Genomic DNA, 20,261 nt, shown 5'->3' with positions numbered 1-20,261 from the left:
TCGGATCCACTCACGCCGACCCCCGTACCGGCAGCCGGACGGTCAGCCGCCAGTGCCGCGTTCCGTCCGGGCCGGCCTGGAACTCACCGTGCAGCAGCCGCACGCGCTCGGCCAGTCCGGGCAGACCGTGGCCGGAGGTCGGGAAGGCACCCGGGCCCGGGCCCGGGCCCGTCCGTGCCCCGGTCCTGTTGACGACGGTGAGGTCCAGTCCGCCGGGCCCGGCCGCCACCCGGACCTCGATCGGGCCGCCCGTCCCGTGGCGCAGCGCGTTCGTCAGACCCTCCTGGAGGATGCGGTACGCCGCCCGGGAGAGCGTCCCCTGGACCTGCGCCAGCTCGCCCGACAGCTCGGGCTCCACCACCGCGCCCGCGTGCCGCAGGCGGTCCAGCAGCTCGGGGAGGTCGGCGAGGGTCCGGGTCGGCGCCGTCCCGGACTGCTCCTCGCGCAGCACTCCGAGTACGTAGTCCAGGTCTTCCAGCGCGGCCCGCGTGGACTCCTCGATGCTGCGCATGGCGGCCCGCGCCGCTGCCGGGTCGGCGGAGAGCATCTCGCCCGCCACCGCCGCCTGGATGGTGGCCGCCGTCAGTGTGTGTCCGATCGAGTCGTGCAACTCGTGGGCGATCCGGTTGCGTTCGGCCAGCAGCAGTTCCCGTTCGGCGGCCAGCGCGAGCCGTTCGGCCGCCGAAGGCCCCAGCAGCCGTGGCGCCGACCACCGCAGGGCCTTCGTCACCAGTCCGCAGACGGCCACCGCGAGCAGGATGCACACGGTCGCCACCACCCAGCTCCAGCCGCCCGACACCCGTACCGACGTGCCGAACAGACTCGCCCGCGCCTCGCCGCCGAGCCAGTTCCCCGGCAGGGAGAGGCCCATGATGAACAGCACCCCGCTCGCCAGCGCCCCCGTCCACCCGACGGCCACGTGCAGCACCAGCCAGAGCGGGGTCCGCCAGCGGTCGAGGCCGGGGGAACCGGCGGTCCGGCGACCGGCCGCCGGACTCGGCAGCGGCACCCGCAGCAGCCGGCGGGCGGACACGACCAGCGCCCGCCGTACGGGGCGCGCCAGTCCGACCGCGCCCACCAGTACCGACCAGACCAGCAGGACCAGGACGATCTGCACGCTCTCGGGCGCGGTACGCCACGAGAGCGCCGGCACCAGGGCGAGAGGCAGCAGCGGGAGGCTCGCCAGCGCGCCGCAGTAGGCGAACAGCACACCCGCGTACGTGGAGCCGCGCAGCAGCGGCCGAATTCCCCTGATCATGGTCGCCAGTATCGCCGTGCAGCCCACCGGCAGCCTCCCCCGATCGGGGGAGCGATTTCTCCCGCCTTTCCGCGATGCGGTCAGCGGGCCCTGGAAACCAGGATCGTGCCCCGACCGGACGATTCCCCAGGAGTTGACTCATGCATGCTCAGATACGGCAGGGCCTTGGTTCCTCGAACCGGTGGCGGGGTGGCAGGCGGGGACGAGCCGTGTCGGCCGCGGCCGCGGTGGCCATCGCCGTGATGACGCCGGGCGCCCTCGCCCCGCCCGCCGCTTCCGCCACCTCAGCCGTCTCGGACTCCACCGCCTCCGCTGCTGCTGCCGCCAGGCCGGACGCCGTCCAGCAGGCCCTGAACTCGCTGGTGCGCGAGGACGGGCTGCCCGCCGCGCTCGCGAGCGTCCAGGACCGCAGCGGCCGCACCCGCACCTATACCGCCGGAGTCGCGGACCTGGCCACCGGCTCGAAGGTGCCCAGGGACGGCCAGGTGCGGATGGGCAGCAACACCAAGACGTTCACGGCGGTCGTGGTCCTGCAGTTGGTCGCCGAAGGGAAGGTCGGCCTCGAAGACCACGTCGACACCCACCTGCCCGGCCTCGTCCGCGGGGAAGGGATCGACGGGCGCAACATCACCGTCCGTCAGCTCCTCCAGCACACCAGCGGACTCCCCGACTACGGCTCGCACATCGACGACGACGAGATCAGGTACCGGTACGCCGAGCCCCGCGACCTGCTCGACATCGCCCTCAAGTACCCGGCCGACGCGGCCCCCGGGAAGACCTGGGGGTACAGCAACACGAACTACATCCTCGCCGGACTGATCATCCAGAAGGTCACCGGCCGCCCCCTCGCCGAGGAGATCGACCGGCGCATCGTCAAGCCGGCCGGGCTGCGCGACACCTACTTCCCCGCTCCCGGTGACATGACCATCCGGGAGCCGCACCCCAAGGGCTACCACCGCAGCCCGGCGGACGGACCGCTGCGCGAATTCACGGAGATGGACCCCTCGTGGGGGTGGGCCGCAGGCCAGTTGATCTCCACCAACTCCGACCTCAACCGGTTCTTCGGCGCGCTGCTCGCAGGCCGCCTCCTCCCGGCTGCCCAGCTCGCCGAGATGCGCACCACCGTCGCCGTCGGCGGGCCCTCCGGACTCCGTTACGGACTAGGGCTCACCAGCAGGACGCTGTCGTGCGGCGGCGTCTACTGGGGCCACGGCGGCGACATCGCGGGGTTCGAGACCCGGGGCGGCGTCACCGACGACGGCCGCGCCGCCAACGTCGCGGTGACCAGCATCCCGTCGACCGCTGCGGCCGCGAAGCACGTCTCGGACGCCGTGGACGGGGCCTTGTGCGGCTGAGGCGCGCCACCCCACCCCGCCCCGCCCCGGCCCAGCTCGCCGGGCCGGGCCGGGCCGAACGAAAATTCTTCGATTCCAAAGGAGTTGACTCATGCATGGACGGACACGGCGAGGACCTCGGCGGCGACGGGCCCTGTCGGCCGCAGCCGCGCTGACCATCGGCATCATGACGCCGGGCGTCGCGGCGCCCCAGGCCTCCGCCGCCAGGCCGGACGCCGTCCAACAGAGCCTGAACGCGCTGGTGCGCGACGACGGGACGCCCGCCGCACTGGCGAGCGTCAAGGACCGTGACGGCCGCACCCGGACCTACACCGCAGGACTCGGCGACCTGGCCACCGGCGCACCGGTACCCCTCGACGGGCAGGTGCGGATCGGCAGCAACACCAAGACCTTCGTCGCGGTCGTCGTCCTCCAGCTCGTCGCGGAGCGGAGGATGGACCTGGACGCCTCCGTCGACACCTACCTGCCCGGCCTCGTCCGCGGGGAGGGGATCGACGGACGGCGCATCACCGTCCGCCGGCTCCTCCAGCACACCAGCGGACTCCCCGACTACAGCAACCACCTCGGGGACGACGTCCGGTACTACGCCCCCCGCGACCTGCTCGACATCGCCCTCCGCCACCCGGCCGACTTCGCCCCCGGGGCGCGCTGGAAGTACAGCAACACCAACTACGTGCTCGCCGGCCTGATCGTCCAGAAGGTCACCGGCCGCCCCCTGGCCGAGCAGATCGACCGGCGCATCGTCAAGCGCATCGGGCTGCGGCACACCTACTTCCCCGACCCCGGTGACACGAGCATCCGGGAGCCCCATCCCCAGGGCTACCACCGGGAATCGGCGGACGCGCCCCTGCGGGACATCACGGAGATCGAGCCCTCCTGGGGCTGGGCGGCGGGCCAGATGGTCTCCACGGGCTCCGACCTGAACCGCTTCTTCGGCGCACTCCTGGCCGGCCGCCTCCTGCCCCCGGCCCAGCTCGCCCAGATGCGCTCCACCGTCCCCGCCGAAGCGACCTTCGGCCGCGGGGCCCGCTACGGACTCGGACTCGTCAGCAGGCCGCTGCCGTGCGGCGGCCTGGCCTGGGGCCACGGCGGCAGCTTCCCGGGGTACGAGACCCGGGGCGGCGCCACCGACGACGGCCGCGCCGCCAACGTCGCGGTCACCGTGCAGCTCACCGACGAGGCGGGCCGAAGGAACCTCGAACGCGCCGCGGACACCGCCCTCTGCCGCTGAACCCGCGCGGCCAGGGCGCCGATCGTGAAGAAGCCCGGCTGGATCGCAGTACCGCTCTCCACCCGCGCGAGGGTTCTCGGCTGGATTCCGGCTTCCTTCGCCGGCCGCTCACGGTTCCGGCCCCTGGCCTCCCGGAGGGTTCGTAACTGCCGCCAACAAGTGGACGGCCGGCTTCGCGGACAACCTCGCACTCGGCACGGGGCGGCGAGGGCGGATTCAACTGAGCCGCGCACGACGGGCGTCGCGGACTTTGGCCCGGGCGCGGCCGATTCGGAGGCCGGGAGCTCCGGGGACGGGGATATGCGTGAATCGCTTGTGAAGGAGCGCCATCTGACTACGCTTAGTTCTCACACAGAGGCGGGGGCGCACCTCGATACGCGGGGCGATGTGAGAGTACGGGGGAGCGCGGATGCGAATGAGAACGTGTGGACGGCGGGACTTCCCCCTCTGTGGACCGGTCGACCGCTGGTGACGGCGCCCAGCCTGCGCCAGGGTCTGCCCGCCCAGCGGAACGCGGAGCGCGCCATGCGGCCCGGAAGTCGCGGAATGGTCTTCCTCAGCCACACCTCGCGGCGGCGCACCGTGGAGGAACTGGGGCCCGCCGGGTTCAAGGCCCAGACAATTCGCAAGGACTATCTGACCCGGATCCTCGAACAACTCGAAGAATTACTGCGCGAGGCGGGCTTCTCGGCGTGGTGGGATCGCAGAGACCTCCATCCCGGCGACTCCATTGATCCCACGATCTACCGGGCGCTCAACGACTGCCGGGCGGCTGTGGTCCTGATCGACGCCGATGCCCTGGACGCGACGTACATGCGACGCGAGGTCAACATCCTGACCTTTCGTCACTTCGAGCACGACCTGCACGTGGTGCCCGTGCTCCTGCAGGTCGAAGCCGAGCAGGTGCGGGACAGTCGACTGGGCCGGGAGACGGGGATCGACCTCCAACTGGCCCTTCACGCCTCGAAGAAGCAGAACCAGCTGGCCGCGCGGGAGACCGCCGAGCGGATAGCGCAGCACCTGGTGGCGGAGTCCGCCGCATGGCAGCGGGACATCCACTCGCCCGAGAACCGGTGGATCGACGATGTGACCCTGTGCCTCGAACGGGCGACACCCAACGCCCTCCGGCGGGCAGCCGAGACCCTGGACCTGGACCTGGTGACGTGGGAACGGTCTACGGAGAAACGGTGGGAGATCGCCGCCGCCCTCTGGTCCGCGGACCGCGAGGTGGTCTACGAAGTGATCGAGGACATTGCGTACCAGCTCCCCGCCGAGCTCCGGCAGCGCATCGTCGAACACGCGCTCCCGCTGTGGGCGGATCTGCGGGCGGCGCGCACGGTCCGAGCCGTCTCGGTCGAAGTACCGGGCACAGGCAGAGCCGTGAGCCTGGCCACCCGCTTTCTCCGGCTCGGGGAACTCCTCGCCCGCCGGGCCTCGGCGGGGAACCGCAAAGCGCGCGTCGTGCGGCTGATCGACGTGCACGGCGAGAGCACCATCCAGGATCTGGTCGGCCAGTCCGAGGCCACCCTGCGCAGGGAGCTGAACTTCCCTGTCGAGACGCCGACGGAGGAAGTCACCGCCGCGTTGCGTCGGCGTCCCGGCCGGCATCTGTACGCAGTGCTGCGCTCCGACACCGTCAATCCCGCGACCACGGCGGCGGTCACCCGGGAGTTGCAGAACAGATTTCCGGGAATCGTCATGATCGTTTTGAATCAAGCCGGACCAGTGGCGTGGACGACACCGTCGATCGTACCGGTGTTCGATGACTTCCCCCCGGAACGCGAGCGGGCGGCAAGGAAATTCGTGAGTGATATGTCAGAGCTCTCAGGCGGCAAGAAGATCGAGGTGGACAGTGATGAATGAGGTGTCACCCGCACTTGCTGCACTTCTGAGCGCCGTCGCGAATATGGCGGACGTCCCCCAGCATCCTCAGCCGCGCAAGGGCGACCGACGCGACGGCTCCGTCTACTCACCCACGCCCGAGATCATCACGGCGGTTCAGGTGGCCCTCATCACCGGCCGCCCGCTTCTGCTGGCCGGCCCCCCCGGGTGCGGCAAGTCAAGCCTCGCCGGATTCGTCGCCCGCACACTCGACTTCGCCTACCACGAGTTCGTCGTCACGGACGAGTCCTCGCCCCAGGACCTCCTGTGGAACGTGGACGTGATCGCCCGACTGCGGGACGCCCAACTCGCCCCCAGCGACGAGCGGGTTCCACCGCTGAACGACTACGTCGACCCGGGTCCCCTCTGGTGGGCGCTGGACCCCGCCTCGGCCGCCAGACGGGGGGCCGACGAGAACGCGAAGGTGGCCCGCCCCTGCAGCATGCCCGTCCACCTGAAGGACCACGAGCCCCAGGGAGCCGGAGCCGTCCTCCTGATCGACGAGATCGACAAGGCGGAGAGCTCCTTCTGCAACGGTCTGCTCGTTCCGCTGGGTAGCCGTCAGTTCCACGTGACCGACATCGACGAGTCCGTCGAGAACGGTGTCGACCGGGCTCCGGAGAGCCCTCTGGTCGTCATCACCACCAATGGTGAGCGCGATCTGCCGGACGCGTTCGTCCGCCGCTGCGTGGTCCTGGCGGTCGAGGGGCCGGACGCCGAGCGGCTCGAAGAGATCGCGGGGCTCCACTTCCCCGCAGTCACGGCCGACGCCGACCTGCTCGAACAAGTGCGGCTGCTGGCCCAGCGATTCGAAACCGGCGCCAAGCAGCACGCGAGCACCGCCGAATTCCTCGACCTTGTGAGCGTACTGCTGACGCTGGGCGGCGTCGACGGGGACACCGAGCAGTGGAGGCTCATCGAGAGGCTCGTGGTGGAGAAGCCCAGCGTTCGCAGGAACTTGTTCACGTCATGGTGAACACCGGTCGGTGGAGGACGGGATGAGTTACGCCGACGCGGTGCGCTTACTCGCGGCCCGCGGGCACCTGACCGATCTGGACGCCGCTCTGAGAGTCATCGGCTACCGCCTCGAACAAGGTGTGCTCCACGAGCGCTCCGGCAGCCAGGACGCTGAGCTGCGCGTGGATGCACGCCCGACCGGGCAGGAACCGGAGCCCGTCGACGACCCGGCCGAGTCGTTGTTGGTGCCGCTCGATCACGAGTGGGAGGACTCCTTCGCCGACGACCTCGCCGAGGAGGGGATCAGCTGGGACTGGGGAGGACGTGGGCGACAGGCCGGTGCCGCGTCGGGCGGAGGCCGTAACGGCGGCCTCGTGCCGTACGTCCTGCCCAGCGTGGAGATCCCGCAGACGCCGCGCGAGGTGGGTGCCGACAGCATCGATCGACCGCGGAGCCCGGAGGAGCACGCATCACTGCTCCAGGCCAGGGTCGCGGAGTACGCCGCGTCCTGGGACGGGCGTCGGATCCGTGAACTGCTGCTGCGCAAGGTGCCGGGGCGGCGCATCGACGTGTCGGCGGTCGTCAGGCTGCTCGCCGAGCGGAAGCCGATTCGCACGCTGCCGCTCCTGCCGAGGACCAAAGTGGCCCTGCCGATCCAGATCGTCCACGACATCGGGCTGTTCACCGGGCCGCTCGGTTTCGACCTCCAGGCTCTTCTCGACGTCATGGTGGTCTCCGGTAACTCCGGTCTCGACCGGATCTCCTTCCGGCACAGCCTCGCCGAAGGCTGCGGGACCGGTCCGGTGTGGGAGTGGGAGGACTACCGCATCCCTCGTCGTGCCACCGCCGTCGTCCTCGTCTCCGGGCTCTACGGTCCTGATCCGGCCGGACGCGTCCATGAGTTCGAGCACCTCATCGCCACCTTGAACCGGCACGGTCACCACGCCCGTGCCGTCTGGTTCGGGGCCCTGCCCGACCGGACGGTGCTGCGTCGTCCGGAGCAGTGGGTGGTGTGCGAGCAGTGAATCCCTCCCTGACCGACGCACTGGCTCGGCGCCTGCCGGAGGCCATGCGGGTCGACCCCGATGTCGGCTGCCTGGCCGCGCTCGTCAGCGCCGCGCCCTTCATCCCTTTCGTGCTGCTGCGCGACGTCCGCCGTGCGGCCGTGCCCGCCGGCGGCCTCGCACTCGAAGCACGGTTGTGTGAGTCCCACCTGGTCGAGAGCGTGGCCGCCGACGGATTCGTACTGCACGGCACGGTCCGTACCGCGCTGCGCCGGGCACTGCGCGAGGCGGTCGTGGAGGACGGGGTCGACCTCGACACCGCCTGGCTGCGACCGAAGATGCATGACGGTCTGGAGTTGCTGTCCCCGCTGCTGCGCATCGAGGAACGCGTGGTGTGGACGTACGTCACGCAGGAGGACTACCTCGACACCTGTGACCGGGAACTGGCCTCCGTGGTCCGGGGAGTGGCCCAGGAACGACGTCTCAGGATGCTCGAATGGGCCTCTGGAGCGATGACGCGCCTTCCCGAGGACCTGCTGAACACCCCTTCGGTATGGCTGCTGGCTCAGCTCTGCCGCGCCCAGGACCTGCCCCATCCCCAGCTCGGCTGGCCGGACGGCCAGGTGGACGACGGCCTGTTCCTCGACGTCATGCACTTCATCCCGCAGACAGTGGTGGGTCTCTCCCGCGACGGCGCCCGCCTGACCCTCGGCCCGGTCTCCGCCCAGCGCCCCATCGGTATCCGCGTCCCCGCCACCCAGCCGGTGAGTGTACGTGTGCAATGGGCCGGCGACCCCGACGGCCAGTTGGTCTCTGGAGTCGACCGCGCGGTCAGTTCGGTGCCCACCGGGACAGCAGCGGTCACCATCGTCGGGCTCGACGGACGTGCCGTGCAGTTGAGCGCGATGGCCCCCGGCGGCCCCGCACCGGAGGTATGGGACCAGCAGAGAGTGTTCGACCGCCTTGAGGACGCCCATGTGCGTCGGCGCGTGATGACTGCCAGTCCAGTACGTCTTGACGTCGGTCCGCACGGATACCTGGTGAGGCTGAGGGAAGAGCCTGCCGTCACGGCGTACATGCCGCTCAGGGCCGCCCGGATGCCCTGGCTGGAAGGGGATCCGGGCAAGCGCGTCCCCGAGGGTCTCCAGATGGTCCGCATCACTCGGGTCGACCGCGAGAAGCAGCGGGTCTCGGTGAGCCGGATCCGGGGGATCGTCAGCAGGGGTGCCCTGCACCCGGGACAGCTCGTCCGGGCCACGATCACCGCCAAGACGATGGAGGGAGTCCTGTTCGACCTGACCGAGGCGGCCGGGCTCGCCGTCCCGAAATTCGAGCGTGTCTTCGGCTTGATGCGGTCCCAACACCTGCCCGCGAGCGTGGGCTGGGAGCCCAGGATCCGCAGTTCACGGAGCTACGCCATGGAGGAGAACGCGGAACTCGACGTCGTCGTCACTGATATCCAAGGGGGCGGCAACCGGAGTCTGCGGATCCTGGTCCGGCCCGCCGACCGGAGCGACGTCCCGGGAGGCAGGCTCCCCGAGGGCCTCGCGGCGGGGGACCGGCTGTGGGGGACGGTCACGGAGAAGGTCTACCACGGCATTCGATTCGCACTCGACCCCGGACCGGCAGGTGATGGGACGGCCATGGCCGCAGGACTGCACGGACTCGTCCTGAACACCGAACTGTCCTGGGAAGGCAGATGGTTCTACGGTGGTGGCGACGCCCGGGAGTACCCGCTCGTCACCGGAGACCGCTGCGAGCTCGTGGTAGTCGGGGTTCACGAGGTCACCGGGGAGCCGAGCCTGTCACTGAAGCGACTGGTGGAGGACCCTGGCCTGGTGACCCTGCGGACCCTGAGGCCCGGCTCCGAGGTCGATGGTGTCGTGGTGCGGCGGCGCAACAACCGCTGGCGCGTACGCCTGGAGCCGTGGAGTGCCATAGCCACCGTGGCGGGGGGCAGCTTCGACGGACGGCTGCGGGCCGGTGCCCGTATCAGAATGCGGGTGCGGCATTCCGATCAGTCCACCCACACTCTGGGCGTGGAGCTGATCAGGGTATATCCGGACCCGATCGCCGCGGCGAACCCAAGGCCCGCCCCGGATCCGGACTGACGGCGCCTCACCGGGGCGTGAAAGAACGCCGGACAGGGACGTCTGACGGCGATTCCTTATGGGTTCGAGGATGGGAGGGTACTCGTGGGAGCCAAGACAGGCCTCTGGCGTCCGCGGATGGGGACATCCCGGCCATGGACCGGAAGATTCTTACCGAACTCCAGCTCGACGGCCGCCTGACCACCACCGACCTGGCAGCGTTCCAGCAGTTGTACGACCAGCAGCTCGCACGCCTGACTGGGGTTCAGCGCCTGACCTCCACACTCGTCATGAAGAACGTTGTCGACGACCGGCCCCTGCCCGAAAGGTAGTCACCACCGAGCTGCTGCGCTGAACGTTCCAGCGATGGCGCCCCACCCGGCGCTTCGCTGAGCATTTATCTGTCCAGACTGGCCAACTACAGGTCTGACCGCGTTTCAAAGCCAGCCTGGTGTCGCAGCGCTGTTGGCCGGTGTTGAGACGTTGCCGGGGCCCTGGTGCGCGGGTGGCGGCCGGGCAGGCTAGTTTGCTTGGATGAGTCTTCTTGATGATGTGGCCGAGCGCGACGGCTGGCGGTGCTGGGTGTGTGACGAACCGGTCGACCCCGACGAGTCGGTGAACGACCCGCGGGGGCCCAGTGTCGACAGCCGGACCGCCGACCGGAAGGCCAAGGTCGCCGAGCGGCTCGCGCACCGCGGGTGCAATAGCCGCAAGGGTGCCGTCAAGGTGGTCATCGCCTGGCCGGAGCGCCTGTACGTAGTCGAACCCGCGCCGCTGATCGCCGTTGCCGACAGGCTGGAGCGCAAGGGGGGCCGCGAGATGGTGGGCCGTTGTCCGAGCAGGAAGGACGCCCAAGAGGCGGCGGATTGGCTGGTGGACCGGTTCTCCCGACTGGTACCGGGGCTGCCGGTGACCGCCGACATCGAGGCGGGCGGCGGCCAGTTCCTCGTCATCCTGGCCACCGGCCGCCGCTGATCCGGGATCACCCTCAGCCAAAGACGGCCGACGCCGGGACGCAGTAGCCGGAGAAGGCGAACGGGCCTGCGATGCCCCGCCAACAGCAGTAGCGCAGCAGTGCGGGCCGCCGCCCTCGCCGGGTGGCGGCCCGCACTGCTGTGTTCACTCCTCGGAGGGATCGGGGCTCCAGACGGCTGGCCCGCCGCCGCGCCATCGATGAGCAGCGGGTCGTCCAGGCGGACGTTTTCCGGGTCCAGTCCTGCCCGCCGCAGGAACCCCATGAGGTCGCGGGGGCCCAGGGCGCGGCCGAGGATGGGGGTGCCGGCTCGGGCTGTGCTCGCGGCCAGGGGCGAGGGACTGGCGGGCGGTGTTTACGGCCCGTCCGGGACGCCGAGTGGCACGGTGAACCGCGGCTGCCAGCCTTCCTCCGTCAGCACCACCAGCTGGACCGCCGCCGCCCGGGTACGCAACGGCAGCAGGCTGCCGATCGCAGCGCGTACGTGGGCGGCAGCCGTCGGGTTGTCCGCGCCCATGGCGACCGTGACGTGGGCGGCGGGCCGCGCCCCGAAGCGGCCCCTGTACGGGCGCAACCCGGGCCACCGGGCGCGGAACGCATCGACGATCGGTTGGAGTCCCGGAACGGTGACGGCGATGAAGCCGGGCGCCGTCACGACCTCCTCCAAGAGCAGATCAGCTGCCGGAAAACTCGCCGCCAGGGAACGCACGCCCTTCTCGTCCTGAACCGTCAGCGCCGATTCCGGCACGAACGGGTAGAGGAGCGAGACGTGCGCCGGCACCCCACGACGCACCAGAGCCGGGTCGATACGCCACGCCGCATCGAGGAGCGGGGCGGCATCGGGCAAGACAATGACGACGGCAGTGGTCCCTGGCTCTGGCACACCGTCATCATCGCAGGCCAGTCCGCTACTGCGCCCGTTGCACCGGGAGGTGGGCGGAGGGCAACGAGTTGGGCGTGGTCGAGGCGGTCGCGGCCGACGTGTTGGCCGGTGATTCACGCCCCGTACGGTGCCCGCTTCCGTTCGGGACGCGCTCGCCGCGGGCTCGTCCGGCGATGCCGCCCTCGCGTGTGGCTCCGGGTTTGGGTTCTGACTCACTTGCCGGATGCTGTTGGTGATCTTCAGTCGTCGGCGCGGTTGCGTTCCAAGAGGCCCGGTTCGCCTGCCGCAGCCTGGCAATCCAGGGTGCCGGCCCGGCGCTATCCGTGTGCCAGAACCTGGAACTCACCTACAAAGCCGGCCCTCCCCCCGATCCGCTGACCGTGCTGTCGGCGCCTCACTCCGGCTGGTGTTCTTGGCCCGCGAAGTCGGGGCTGGTGTGGCCAGGGCGGGGGCCCGAAGCGGGGCTGGACCTGGAGCCAGGGGAGGTGAAGTCCGGACTGATGTAGCTGAGGTTCGGTATGCGGCCGGGGGCACGGGAAGAGGCGTCCGAGCTCGGAGGGGTCGGGTCGGCGAGGGCATCCCTCAGGAAGGGCATGATGCCCCGTTCCAACAGGGCATTCCGCCAGGCTTCCCTGGCCCGGGCCACCTCCTCGCTCAGTTCGTGGTCGCGCGCGGCTTCCGGCGCGGGTTGGTCGCGGCTGCTGCGCAGAGCAGTAACCAGCAGGCCGGCCGCACAGACGGCGATCGCGCCCACGGCCACGGCTACGAACAGCCATCCAGCGGCGAACATGGTCCGGCCGGACCCCGACTCGGCGCTGAACTCCTCAAGGACGAGGCCGATGAGGAAGAACAACGCGGCGGCGGTTCCTGAGAGGACGGGGGCGAGGACGGCGAAGACGGTGAACAGCCCGGCTCCGGCCGCCTCGGTCGTTTCCAGGGCTTGTGTTTCGCTGCTGGTCGGGTGCGTGGGGGCGGCCGCCGGCGGGCCGGGCGTACGCGGTGACCGCGCCCCAGCCGCCGACACTGCTGGGCGTACGTGCAGGCCCAGCAGTGCTGCCAGCAGACGGCGGCTGTAGGACATCCTGGCCCACCGTGGCGCAGCGACTCCGTCGCTGATCCGGCGGCCGCCCGGTCGTCCGGCACCGAGGACGGCCGCGCCGAACCGTCGGCCCAGACCTGCCCGTGCACGGTGGTCGGTGGCCGCCGGGCCGGTGCCGGAGCGGGGACGGCCGGCCGGGGCTGGGGCGGACGCCGGACGCGAGGACGAGTACACCGTGTCCGAGGACTTGTGCGGGGACAACACCGAATCACGGCGTCCTTCGCGGACCTTCACATAGTGGTCGTACTCGGCCGCTGCGGCCGCCGTGAGGAGTGCGGTGGCGTTGAGCACCATGGTGCGCAGTTGCTCCGCCGTGAGCCGTTCGCCCATGGCAGCCAGTTCCGGGCGGTCGGGGGCTGTACGCAATGCCTCGTCGAGGATCCGCTCGTACTCCGGGCGGTCCTCGGTCAGCAGGTGTGGAGCGCTTGTCACTGCCCCTCCTCCCCGATCGCCGGTCCCTGCCGCAATCGTGGCGCGCCTCGACGATCGAAGCCAGATCCCGTTCCATCGGCAGGGTCCGCGGGAACGGGCATGTCCCCGGAGCGCGTGGGATCCGGAGGTTGCGTCCGGCCCGCGGGGATCTCGCCGGGTGTGGGACTCGGCGGCGTGCGAGCTTCCGCGGCCGCGGAAGCCGGCCTGGGGGAAGGTATCGGTCGCACGCGGAGCGGCGGGGCTTCGGTGGAGGGGGGAGGCTGGGCCGCGGCGGCGCCGGACGCGGAGGGCGGGGGCGGGGGCTCGGTTCGGGGCGGAGCAGCGGACGGCGCTGCGGCACCGGGGGCTTCTGCGGTGCCGGGGCCGCCCGCAACGCCCACGTTCACGGCACCGGCACCGGCACCGGCAGCCGAAGGTGCCCCGGCCTCCGTGGCTGCTTCCGCCGTCCCGGCCGGCTGTTGGGCGCCCGTCAGTGCCTCGTTCACCGTCTGGATACGACTGAGTTGGGTGAGCAGTATGGGCGCCGACATTCCGACGACGAGGGCGGCGTACTCACCGCTGATCTGTCCCGTGGTGCCGAACAGCACCGCGGCCCCGGCACCCATCACGCTGTGCAGGACAGCCGCGACGATGTCGACGGCGGGGTCGAAGTACGTTCGGAACTGCGGTGGTACCCCTTGTACCGTCCCTTCGGCGGTCAACTGCCGATGGACGCGGCGATCGGCCTGCCAGGACACGAACCGGGTGTACAGGTCCAAGAGACCACGCAGGAGGCCACCCGCCGCCCCCAAGAGAATCAACGTCGGGACGTCCACGCTCTCCCCTGGTAACGGCGCTACAGCCTGACTGTGAACCTCCGGACACCGGACGAGCGTAGAGCCGTGTGCAAGCCGCAGCAAAGGGACTGACCCGATTCGGCCAGAGCCCATCCACCTGAAGACCACCAACAGCATCCGGAAAGTGAGTCAGAACCGGGTTCAGCAGTCGTAACGGTGGGTGTACGGGGTGTCCGGGCAGGTGCGGCAGACGAAGAAGTACATGCCGCCGAGGTCGCCCAGGCCCATGTGGTGTCCGAATGTGTCGAGGGCGGCGGGGTCCGCCTCGGCTCGCCAGGACGGGGTCGCGGCCTGGTCCTGGCTGGGGTTCCGCTCGTCCAGGGGGAGCCAACGGCCCATGCCCGCCTCGGTCGCGGTGACGCTGAGCAGGTGCTCCATGCGCGTGCCGCAGCCCGCGCAGTCGGGCCAGTTCGGCGGCTGGGTCCAGCTCGGATAGCCGCCGACTTTGCTCTGCTGGGTGGTGGCCACCTCGAAGTAGTCGAAGCCGCGTTCCTCCTGCAGGGCCTCGAAGCGCTCGCCGATCTGCTCGCTGAGTTCGTCCGGCAGGTCCCAGTTCGGGTACTCCACGGCTGGCGTGGGGGACACCGTGCACGGCCGGGGCAGGTAGTCCTCCTCCGCGGTGTGCGGGCGGGGCGGTTTGCCGGCAGAGGCGTCAGCGGCTGTCAGCGCCGTGTTGCGCCAGTGGAGGCGGGGGTTGGCCGCGTACTGGTCGTCCTCGTGCACGAGCGGGCACCACAGGATCTGCAGCAGGTCGGTGCCGGTGGGGAAGGCGAGGTCGGGCACATCCCGTGCGTACAGCTGGACCACCGGGACCATCGCGACCGGCTCGGGCCCGACGGGCGCGTCGAGCGGCTTGTAATGGTCCGGTTCGGCGCACATCGGCCAGGGCTCGCCGGCCGGCCACAGCAGGGGCCCGCCGATGGAGCTGTCGCCGGGGCCCGGTTGCCCGGCCCGGGGGTAGAGGAGGGTGACCTCGCGAGCCGTACCGGCCAGCTCCGGAAAGACCGACTCGACCTCGAAGGGGATCGGCGCCAGCGGCCGCGGCCCGGTCGGCCGAGCTTGCTCGGTGTCCTGCTGTATGTGCCCTGACGGCATGGAGTCTCCCGCTGCTGGTGGTCGTAGCCGCCGACCCTAGCCCCGGCCCCCGAAAGCGGTCCCGCCCGTCTCTCCCGTCCTGCATCCGGCCGGTGGGCGACGGGCTGCATGCACTCTGGCTTCGAGACCCGACGCGATTCGTACGGCGGACATGCCGCTTTCGGCATCACGGCCGCTCGCCGCCCGTCCGTCGACGCGTTACCCTCCGCAGCCGCGCGCTGCCGAGGGCGGCCGGCGGCACCAGAGAGTCAGCGCCCGGTGCGGGGGAGGCCCTGTCGGATTGCCAGGCGCATTCTCCCCAGATTCTCCCCAGGGGGCCCGACGGGACACTCCTCTATTTCGCGAGAGCTCAGCACATCAACGGCGTTGATGTGCTGACTAGAGCCAGTCGCGCTTCTTGAAGATGACATACAGGCTCACGCAGACCACGGCCATCAGCAGGATCGCGAAGGGGTACCCCGCGGCCCACTTCAGTTCCGGCATGGTCTCGAAGTTCATGCCGTAGATGGTTCCCACGAGTGTGGGTGCAAACAGGATGGCCGCCCACGAGGAGATCTTCTTGAAGTCGTCACCCTCATACCCCTGACCTGCGAAAATCGGCTAGACGGGCAGTCCGACCTGCGGCGATCTGCCTTTCCGACCCTTTCACCGTGCTGCCCGTTTGTACGGCCGATCCTCCCCAGCCGCTCCCCAACGCGGCTTCATTCTCCCCAGATTCTCCCCAGCCGCGGCCGCCTCCGATGGGGCATCGCCGCTGGTAGGGAGCGCGATCCGGCAGCAAGGACGGACTACGCGACGTAGTGGTGCCCCGGAAGGTGGGACGGAGGCCATCCTCGCAAGCCGCGCCATGCCACGGCGAGCGAGAGGGGCGTCAGTAGTTGCCTGGCCGCCCCATCTCCGAGCCGCATTCGTGGTTCGAGCCGAGGGTTACGCATTTCGATGCCCCGAAAGATCATCTCGGGTGCTGTCCGGCCGTGCATCTGGCCAGCCTCAAACACCTGCCGCGGCCTTGAAGGCTCTGGTACGCGCTTTCTCCTGTGTTGTCTTGCTGTGGCCGTTGAGGGTGCGTGCCAACCGGCGTGCGAGGGTCGGTAGCGGTCTAACGGCCTGGCCGAGCGCCGTAGCACCCTCGGGGGTGGCGGCCAGTAGCGATCCGCCGACTTCATCGACCAAAACCTCTGGCACGGAATTGGGGGCCTTCGCGATCAAGCTCCCCATCATTGCGCTGGCGCGCTGGAAAGTGCTCTGGTCTGCCCCAGCGGCCTTGAGCAGGACTTCCCACAGCGGCGGAAAGACGGAACAGGCATTGACGACTTGGGTGATGCGCAATGGGTCCCACTCTCGGGCTTGAAGGGCCCGCTCTACGTGCAGACAGAGGGCATCGGTGGCTGCGGCACTTGAGGAGATCACCTCCAGCAGAGCTGGCAGCTGCTCGGTAGTCGCCATAGAGAGGGCACTGTCCAGAAGATCGGCAGCAGCTTCGTCGGCGCGAGTGGTCAACTGCAGGCAGCGGTTGTTCGCGGCAGCGAGGAGGGCCGCCTGCTGATCGGCGCCCAGTTTGTCCCACAGAGAAGAGGCGTGTTGCCAGGCTTCACGGTCGTCGCTCTCCAGGATGTGCTGTGCGAGTGACATCGGCAGGGCGGTCTGAGTCAGGTCCGTTCGACTCGACGCAGCTGTTGCAAGGGTACGGACCGACGAGGGGACGCTCGCCCAGTGCTGGTGGATCCAGGAGAGCCATTGGGCGCTCACTGCTGGCTCGGCAGCGTAGTGGGCAACGAAGCCAGTGGCGAGATTGGGCTGGTTGGACATCCAACCTTGCAGTTGATTGACGGAAGTTTCCAGGCGTGCCGTGCGAGTGTCTTGATCACGGAATAGGACATGGATGCTGGCAAGGATGTCTTCGATGTGGGGGTGACTCGGACTCGCGAGCACGGGCATGAGTAGGTCAACCAGGACTGTTCCGGAAGCGCGCCCTTGCGCGGTCGTCATTACCGCAGGAAGGAACCGCCGAGCAAAGTCGCCAGCCGCATCGGGGGCCGCCAGAGACGATGTTAGAGCGGTCAGGCATGCCTCAGCAGCTGTCCGTGCGTCGTGGGCATTGTTGTTCTGCGCTAGACGCAAGTAGGAGACCAGAGCGTCACCGAGTGCGTAGCGGAGTCCCTCCTCAAAGCCTCCCGGGTTGCCGATGCTGCTGGCAATGACTGTTGCGCAACTCGCTGCGTCCTGCGATTGCAGGACAGGAAGAATTTTCGACGCCTCGGTTGCGAGTTCAGTACACGTGTGTGCCACTTGCCCCAGAGCGTCCGCAACGACGGCACTGATTTGCTTGTCGGGGGTGCTAGCCGAGTGGTAGCCCACCACGGGCAGCCAGCTGCGCAGAAGGCTAGCAGTGAGTTTTGAGCTCTCGGCTTCGTCATCGTCGAGAAGGAAGTTAGTTGCTGCTTGGGCGAGTTGCGCAGCCAACGTTGAATCGCCGGCCATCTCCGGAAGAGGTTCAGGCTCTCCCCAACCATCTGAGGAAATCGTGATCTGACTAAGCAGGCTCACGGCCTGCCTGCGGAGAGAGTGTTCGCCGGCAGTCAGCCAGGCAAGAAGTCCTTGAATAACGGGGCGCTGCCATTGGTGCATGTCGCGGGCGAGCTCGACAGTGCGATGTACTCGAGCAAGGGTTTCGCCATCTGCAACGCGGGTGGCCATACCGAGGAGAGCACGGTAGGCGTGGGGCGGCCAGGCTGCGCGGCCTACGTCCGACGATTCATCCCACTCGACGAGCCACGTGGCCAGCTCGTCGGCCGTACCGTTAGCGGCAAGGACAGCGAAGTGACGTCTGAGAGCCGCGTGCAAGTTGTCGGCGTGAGCTCCTGCTGGGAGGGAAAGGATGGCCTGAGCCCAGAGGAAGGTGGGTTCTTCCGCGCCGGGAGTGCCGACAGGGCCAGGGGCAGGCGGGATGCTGAGAGCGCCATAGAGGCCGGGAACGTACGCCTGCGGGACCAAGTCCAAGATGGCAATCAGGTCGTGGGCCGGAACAGCCACGGCTGCCTCCGTCCGTCGACGGGCAATGCGATCCGTGAGCGTTCGCAAGGCCCGGTCGACGGCTTCGTTCTCGTCTCGATGGTCGGCCAGAGCAGGGGTCCGTCCGAGAGCTTGGACAGCAGCAGTGAGTGCGTTATCGAGATCTTGCCCGTGGCGTGCGGCAGTAAGAGTGTCCGCGGCGGCGAGCAAAACTCGTTCGCGGCTGGCCGAGTCGGCCAGCCGGTCGGTGAGCGCATCAGTGTCACGTTCAACGAGTGCACGCTGGATCGCAGCCGCAACCTCGCTGCCCAGTGCCCGGCTTGCTGGTGCGGAACCCAGGGTAAGCAGTGGCATCAGATGTGAGGGACGATGGATTCGGGTCCGGGCGGCGGTGGCCCGTAGGTAGTCCAGCCCCGGGTGATCGGCAGTGTTCAGACGCCGGGGAGCATCAACGTGGCGCAAGGTGTCCTGGCCGTCTTCCGACGGCAGGCTGCTCGTTGTGAAGGGAATGAGGAGAGGGTCCGCCAGAGCGGCGGTGGAGCCGAGAAGGGCATCGTCGAGCAGGGCTAGTAGGTCATTCTCGGCGCTGATTTCGTCATACAGGTGCCGAAAGTCGTGCCGAAGGACCGTGAGCCGCGCGAGCGTCAAAGGATGATCTGTGACCTCCCCACGTGCGATGCGGGGTGTGTCGGTGTTGGCCGGCTGTTCGCGGCGGACTGCGAGCGCGTAGTCGGCGAGGAAGCTGTTCACAAGACGGATGGCGTGGCGTGGGTCGCGTACGCCGTGATGTATCAGGACATCGAGGACGTTGCGGACCGTGGTCATGCCCCCGAGGTGTGGGATCACATCGTGCGGCGTCGGATAGGTGAGTAGATGCTCGGCGTACTGCCGCAAGTCCGCGTCGTGGTGCGCGGGCAGGAGAAGACGGACAGTGAACAGTTTGTTCAGGTACTCCTGGGCCGCCTCCTCAGTCGCCTTACGCTCGGCTGCCTTGCCCTGGGCACCGCTGCCGACTTGCTCCTCGCCCGGTGGGGGCCGGTGGGCTAGACCAGGGCGAACACCGACAATGGCTTCGCGGACGATGTCCTCGTCGCACGACAGCAGGAATACTGGTGGATTGCGGTGGTACGTTCCGGTCAGCAGCAGACTGCGAACCGTCGTGATCGCTTCGAGCACGTCTGATGCTGCCAGGCGGTCAATGTCGTCGACTGCGATGACAAGCCGTCGATCGATGCGGTCGATCAGCCGGGAGAACACCTGCTCCAGATCGTCAGTGGAGTCCGGGCGGGGAGTGGTCAGCGTGATTTCGTACTTCTTCAGGGTCGACAACGCGCCGTCTTTCGCAGACCCCAGAACAGCAGCGACAACAGCCGCACCGAAGAGCACAGTGGTCAGTGGCCCAGCGACCGGTGAGGCAAACCAAGCCCACGTCGAAACCCCGGCCCCGCGGCCAACGGCATGGCCTATGGCAACCAGGACAACGCCGAGGATCCAGATCAGCACTAGGAGGGCAGCCATCCAGCCTAGAGCGACTGCCGCAGCGGCCGGGTAGCTCCACCAGGCTGCCCCCGGCTCACCCGCTATGGGACTGGAGCGAGGCAAGGTCCGCTGGCGACCACCTTCCAGACACGCGCGCTCAGAGTTGTACGTCTTCTCATTGATCAGGCCTTGCCGACGCGCATCATCCAGCAGGCTGTACAGCAGGCCGCGCACCCTGGCGGTACCGCTGTGGCGCTCAGCGCTGAGGTGTACGACCGCCCAGTCCCTACTCCCTTGCAGTTCAGCATCGAGAAGGCGAACTACGGACGACTTGCCAGTACCGAACGGGCCAAGCAGACCGATGGCAAGGGGAGCCCGAGATCCGCGAACAATCGCGCTTAGTTCACGGGCAACCGAGCGGTGGTCAAACCGGTCCTGCTCGTGCGAAGCGATCGCAGAGTCCTCAATGATCCACGGACGTGGTTGTGCCATCTCATGCAGCTCCGCTCCGAACCGGTCCATACGGGTGAGCGGATCATATGAGTTGCCACTGACAGATGGCGCTAGGTCGGAGCGACTCGGGTGGGGAGGGTCAGGCTACGGCCGCCAACGCGTGAACCAGCCGATCCGTCCTGTGCAGGTCCCGACTGTGAACGGTCACGGTATTCCCCAGCTG

The 20,261-nt window shown here is 69.0% G+C and carries 12 protein-coding genes and 2 pseudogenes; 8 read left to right on the top strand and 6 right to left on the bottom strand.

Translation table 11 applies throughout. The annotated features are described in order from the left end of the window. Positions 1–10: 10 nt before the first annotated feature. A complete protein-coding gene (locus tag ACFCZ1_RS17370; protein WP_376679123.1) occupies positions 11–1,258 on the bottom strand; it encodes a sensor histidine kinase in 1,248 nt (415 codons plus the stop codon). A 209-nt stretch (positions 1,259–1,467) separates the two neighbouring features. Here ACFCZ1_RS17370 and ACFCZ1_RS17365 point away from each other — a divergent pair, with 209 nt between their 5' ends. From ACFCZ1_RS17365 to ACFCZ1_RS17330, 8 genes and pseudogenes are all read left to right on the top strand, one after another. Continuing rightward, positions 1,468–2,613: a serine hydrolase domain-containing protein gene (locus ACFCZ1_RS17365; protein WP_376679122.1), complete on the top strand. Its 1,146-nt coding sequence runs from the start codon at positions 1,468–1,470 to the stop codon at positions 2,611–2,613. Positions 2,614–2,704: 91 nt separating this feature from the next. After that, positions 2,705–3,844, top strand: coding sequence for a serine hydrolase domain-containing protein (locus tag ACFCZ1_RS17360; RefSeq protein WP_376679121.1), 1,140 nt, complete (start codon positions 2,705–2,707; stop codon positions 3,842–3,844). Positions 3,845–4,390: 546 nt separating this feature from the next. Continuing rightward, complete coding sequence (locus ACFCZ1_RS17355) at positions 4,391–5,707, top strand: toll/interleukin-1 receptor domain-containing protein (RefSeq protein WP_376679120.1); 1,317 nt, start codon at positions 4,391–4,393, stop codon at positions 5,705–5,707. Between the two features lie 43 nt (positions 5,708–5,750). Next, on the top strand, positions 5,751–6,701 hold the full coding sequence (locus tag ACFCZ1_RS17350; protein ID WP_376679119.1) for an AAA family ATPase: 951 nt from the start codon (positions 5,751–5,753) through the stop codon (positions 6,699–6,701). A 22-nt stretch (positions 6,702–6,723) separates the two neighbouring features. Further along, the gene (locus ACFCZ1_RS17345) at positions 6,724–7,707 is read left to right on the top strand and encodes a hypothetical protein (RefSeq protein ID WP_376679118.1); all 984 of its coding nucleotides are present in this window, start codon (positions 6,724–6,726) and stop codon (positions 7,705–7,707) included. Then, positions 7,704–9,797: a hypothetical protein gene (locus tag ACFCZ1_RS17340; protein ID WP_376679117.1), complete on the top strand. Its 2,094-nt coding sequence runs from the start codon at positions 7,704–7,706 to the stop codon at positions 9,795–9,797. The genes ACFCZ1_RS17345 and ACFCZ1_RS17340 overlap by 4 nt, the downstream gene beginning before the upstream one ends. A 173-nt stretch (positions 9,798–9,970) precedes the next feature. Beyond that, a pseudogene (locus tag ACFCZ1_RS17335) lies at positions 9,971–10,108 on the top strand (Lrp/AsnC ligand binding domain-containing protein); the annotation flags it as partial. A gap of 202 nt (positions 10,109–10,310) precedes the next feature. After that, positions 10,311–10,751: a hypothetical protein gene (locus ACFCZ1_RS17330; RefSeq protein ID WP_376679116.1), complete on the top strand. Its 441-nt coding sequence runs from the start codon at positions 10,311–10,313 to the stop codon at positions 10,749–10,751. A 353-nt stretch (positions 10,752–11,104) separates the two neighbouring features. Here ACFCZ1_RS17330 and ACFCZ1_RS17325 read toward each other — a convergent pair whose 3' ends face one another. The 5 genes and pseudogenes from ACFCZ1_RS17325 to ACFCZ1_RS17305 form a co-directional block, all read right to left on the bottom strand. Next, positions 11,105–11,596, bottom strand: a complete 492-nt coding sequence (locus ACFCZ1_RS17325; protein WP_376679115.1) for a 2'-5' RNA ligase family protein — start codon at positions 11,594–11,596, stop codon at positions 11,105–11,107. Positions 11,597–12,026: 430 nt separating this feature from the next. Next, on the bottom strand, positions 12,027–13,163 hold the full coding sequence (locus ACFCZ1_RS17320; protein ID WP_376679114.1) for a hypothetical protein: 1,137 nt from the start codon (positions 13,161–13,163) through the stop codon (positions 12,027–12,029). 977 nt (positions 13,164–14,140) lie between these two features. Then, entirely contained in the window at positions 14,141–15,094 is a 954-nt protein-coding gene (locus ACFCZ1_RS17315) for a hypothetical protein (protein WP_376679113.1), read from the bottom strand. 378 nt (positions 15,095–15,472) lie between these two features. Next, positions 15,473–15,658, bottom strand: a pseudogene (locus ACFCZ1_RS17310) (CorA family divalent cation transporter); the annotation flags it as partial. A 426-nt stretch (positions 15,659–16,084) separates the two neighbouring features. After that, positions 16,085–20,077 (bottom strand): P-loop NTPase fold protein, encoded by a 3,993-nt coding sequence (locus ACFCZ1_RS17305; RefSeq protein ID WP_376679185.1) that lies wholly within the window; start codon positions 20,075–20,077, stop codon positions 16,085–16,087. Between the last annotated feature and the right edge of the window lie 184 nt (positions 20,078–20,261).

Source organism: Streptomyces sp. NPDC056224 (assembly GCF_042267665.1).
Lineage (GTDB): Bacteria > Actinomycetota > Actinomycetes > Streptomycetales > Streptomycetaceae > Streptomyces.
This window is presented reverse-complemented; position numbering and strand designations above follow the sequence as displayed.

What these genes read in the sequence shown, in the direction of transcription:
- ACFCZ1_RS17305 (WP_376679185.1), bottom strand. Translation starts at nt 20,077, where the DNA reads ATGGCACAACCACGTCCGTGGATCATTGAGGACTCTGCGATCGCTTCG.
- ACFCZ1_RS17355 (WP_376679120.1), top strand. Translation starts at nt 4,391, where the DNA reads ATGGTCTTCCTCAGCCACACCTCGCGGCGGCGCACCGTGGAGGAACTG.
- ACFCZ1_RS17330 (WP_376679116.1), top strand. Translation starts at nt 10,311, where the DNA reads ATGAGTCTTCTTGATGATGTGGCCGAGCGCGACGGCTGGCGGTGCTGG.
- ACFCZ1_RS17370 (WP_376679123.1), bottom strand. Translation starts at nt 1,258, where the DNA reads ATGATCAGGGGAATTCGGCCGCTGCTGCGCGGCTCCACGTACGCGGGT.
- ACFCZ1_RS17315 (WP_376679113.1), bottom strand. Translation starts at nt 15,094, where the DNA reads ATGCCGTCAGGGCACATACAGCAGGACACCGAGCAAGCTCGGCCGACC.
- ACFCZ1_RS17360 (WP_376679121.1), top strand. Translation starts at nt 2,705, where the DNA reads ATGCATGGACGGACACGGCGAGGACCTCGGCGGCGACGGGCCCTGTCG.
- ACFCZ1_RS17350 (WP_376679119.1), top strand. Translation starts at nt 5,751, where the DNA reads ATGGCGGACGTCCCCCAGCATCCTCAGCCGCGCAAGGGCGACCGACGC.
- ACFCZ1_RS17345 (WP_376679118.1), top strand. Translation starts at nt 6,724, where the DNA reads ATGAGTTACGCCGACGCGGTGCGCTTACTCGCGGCCCGCGGGCACCTG.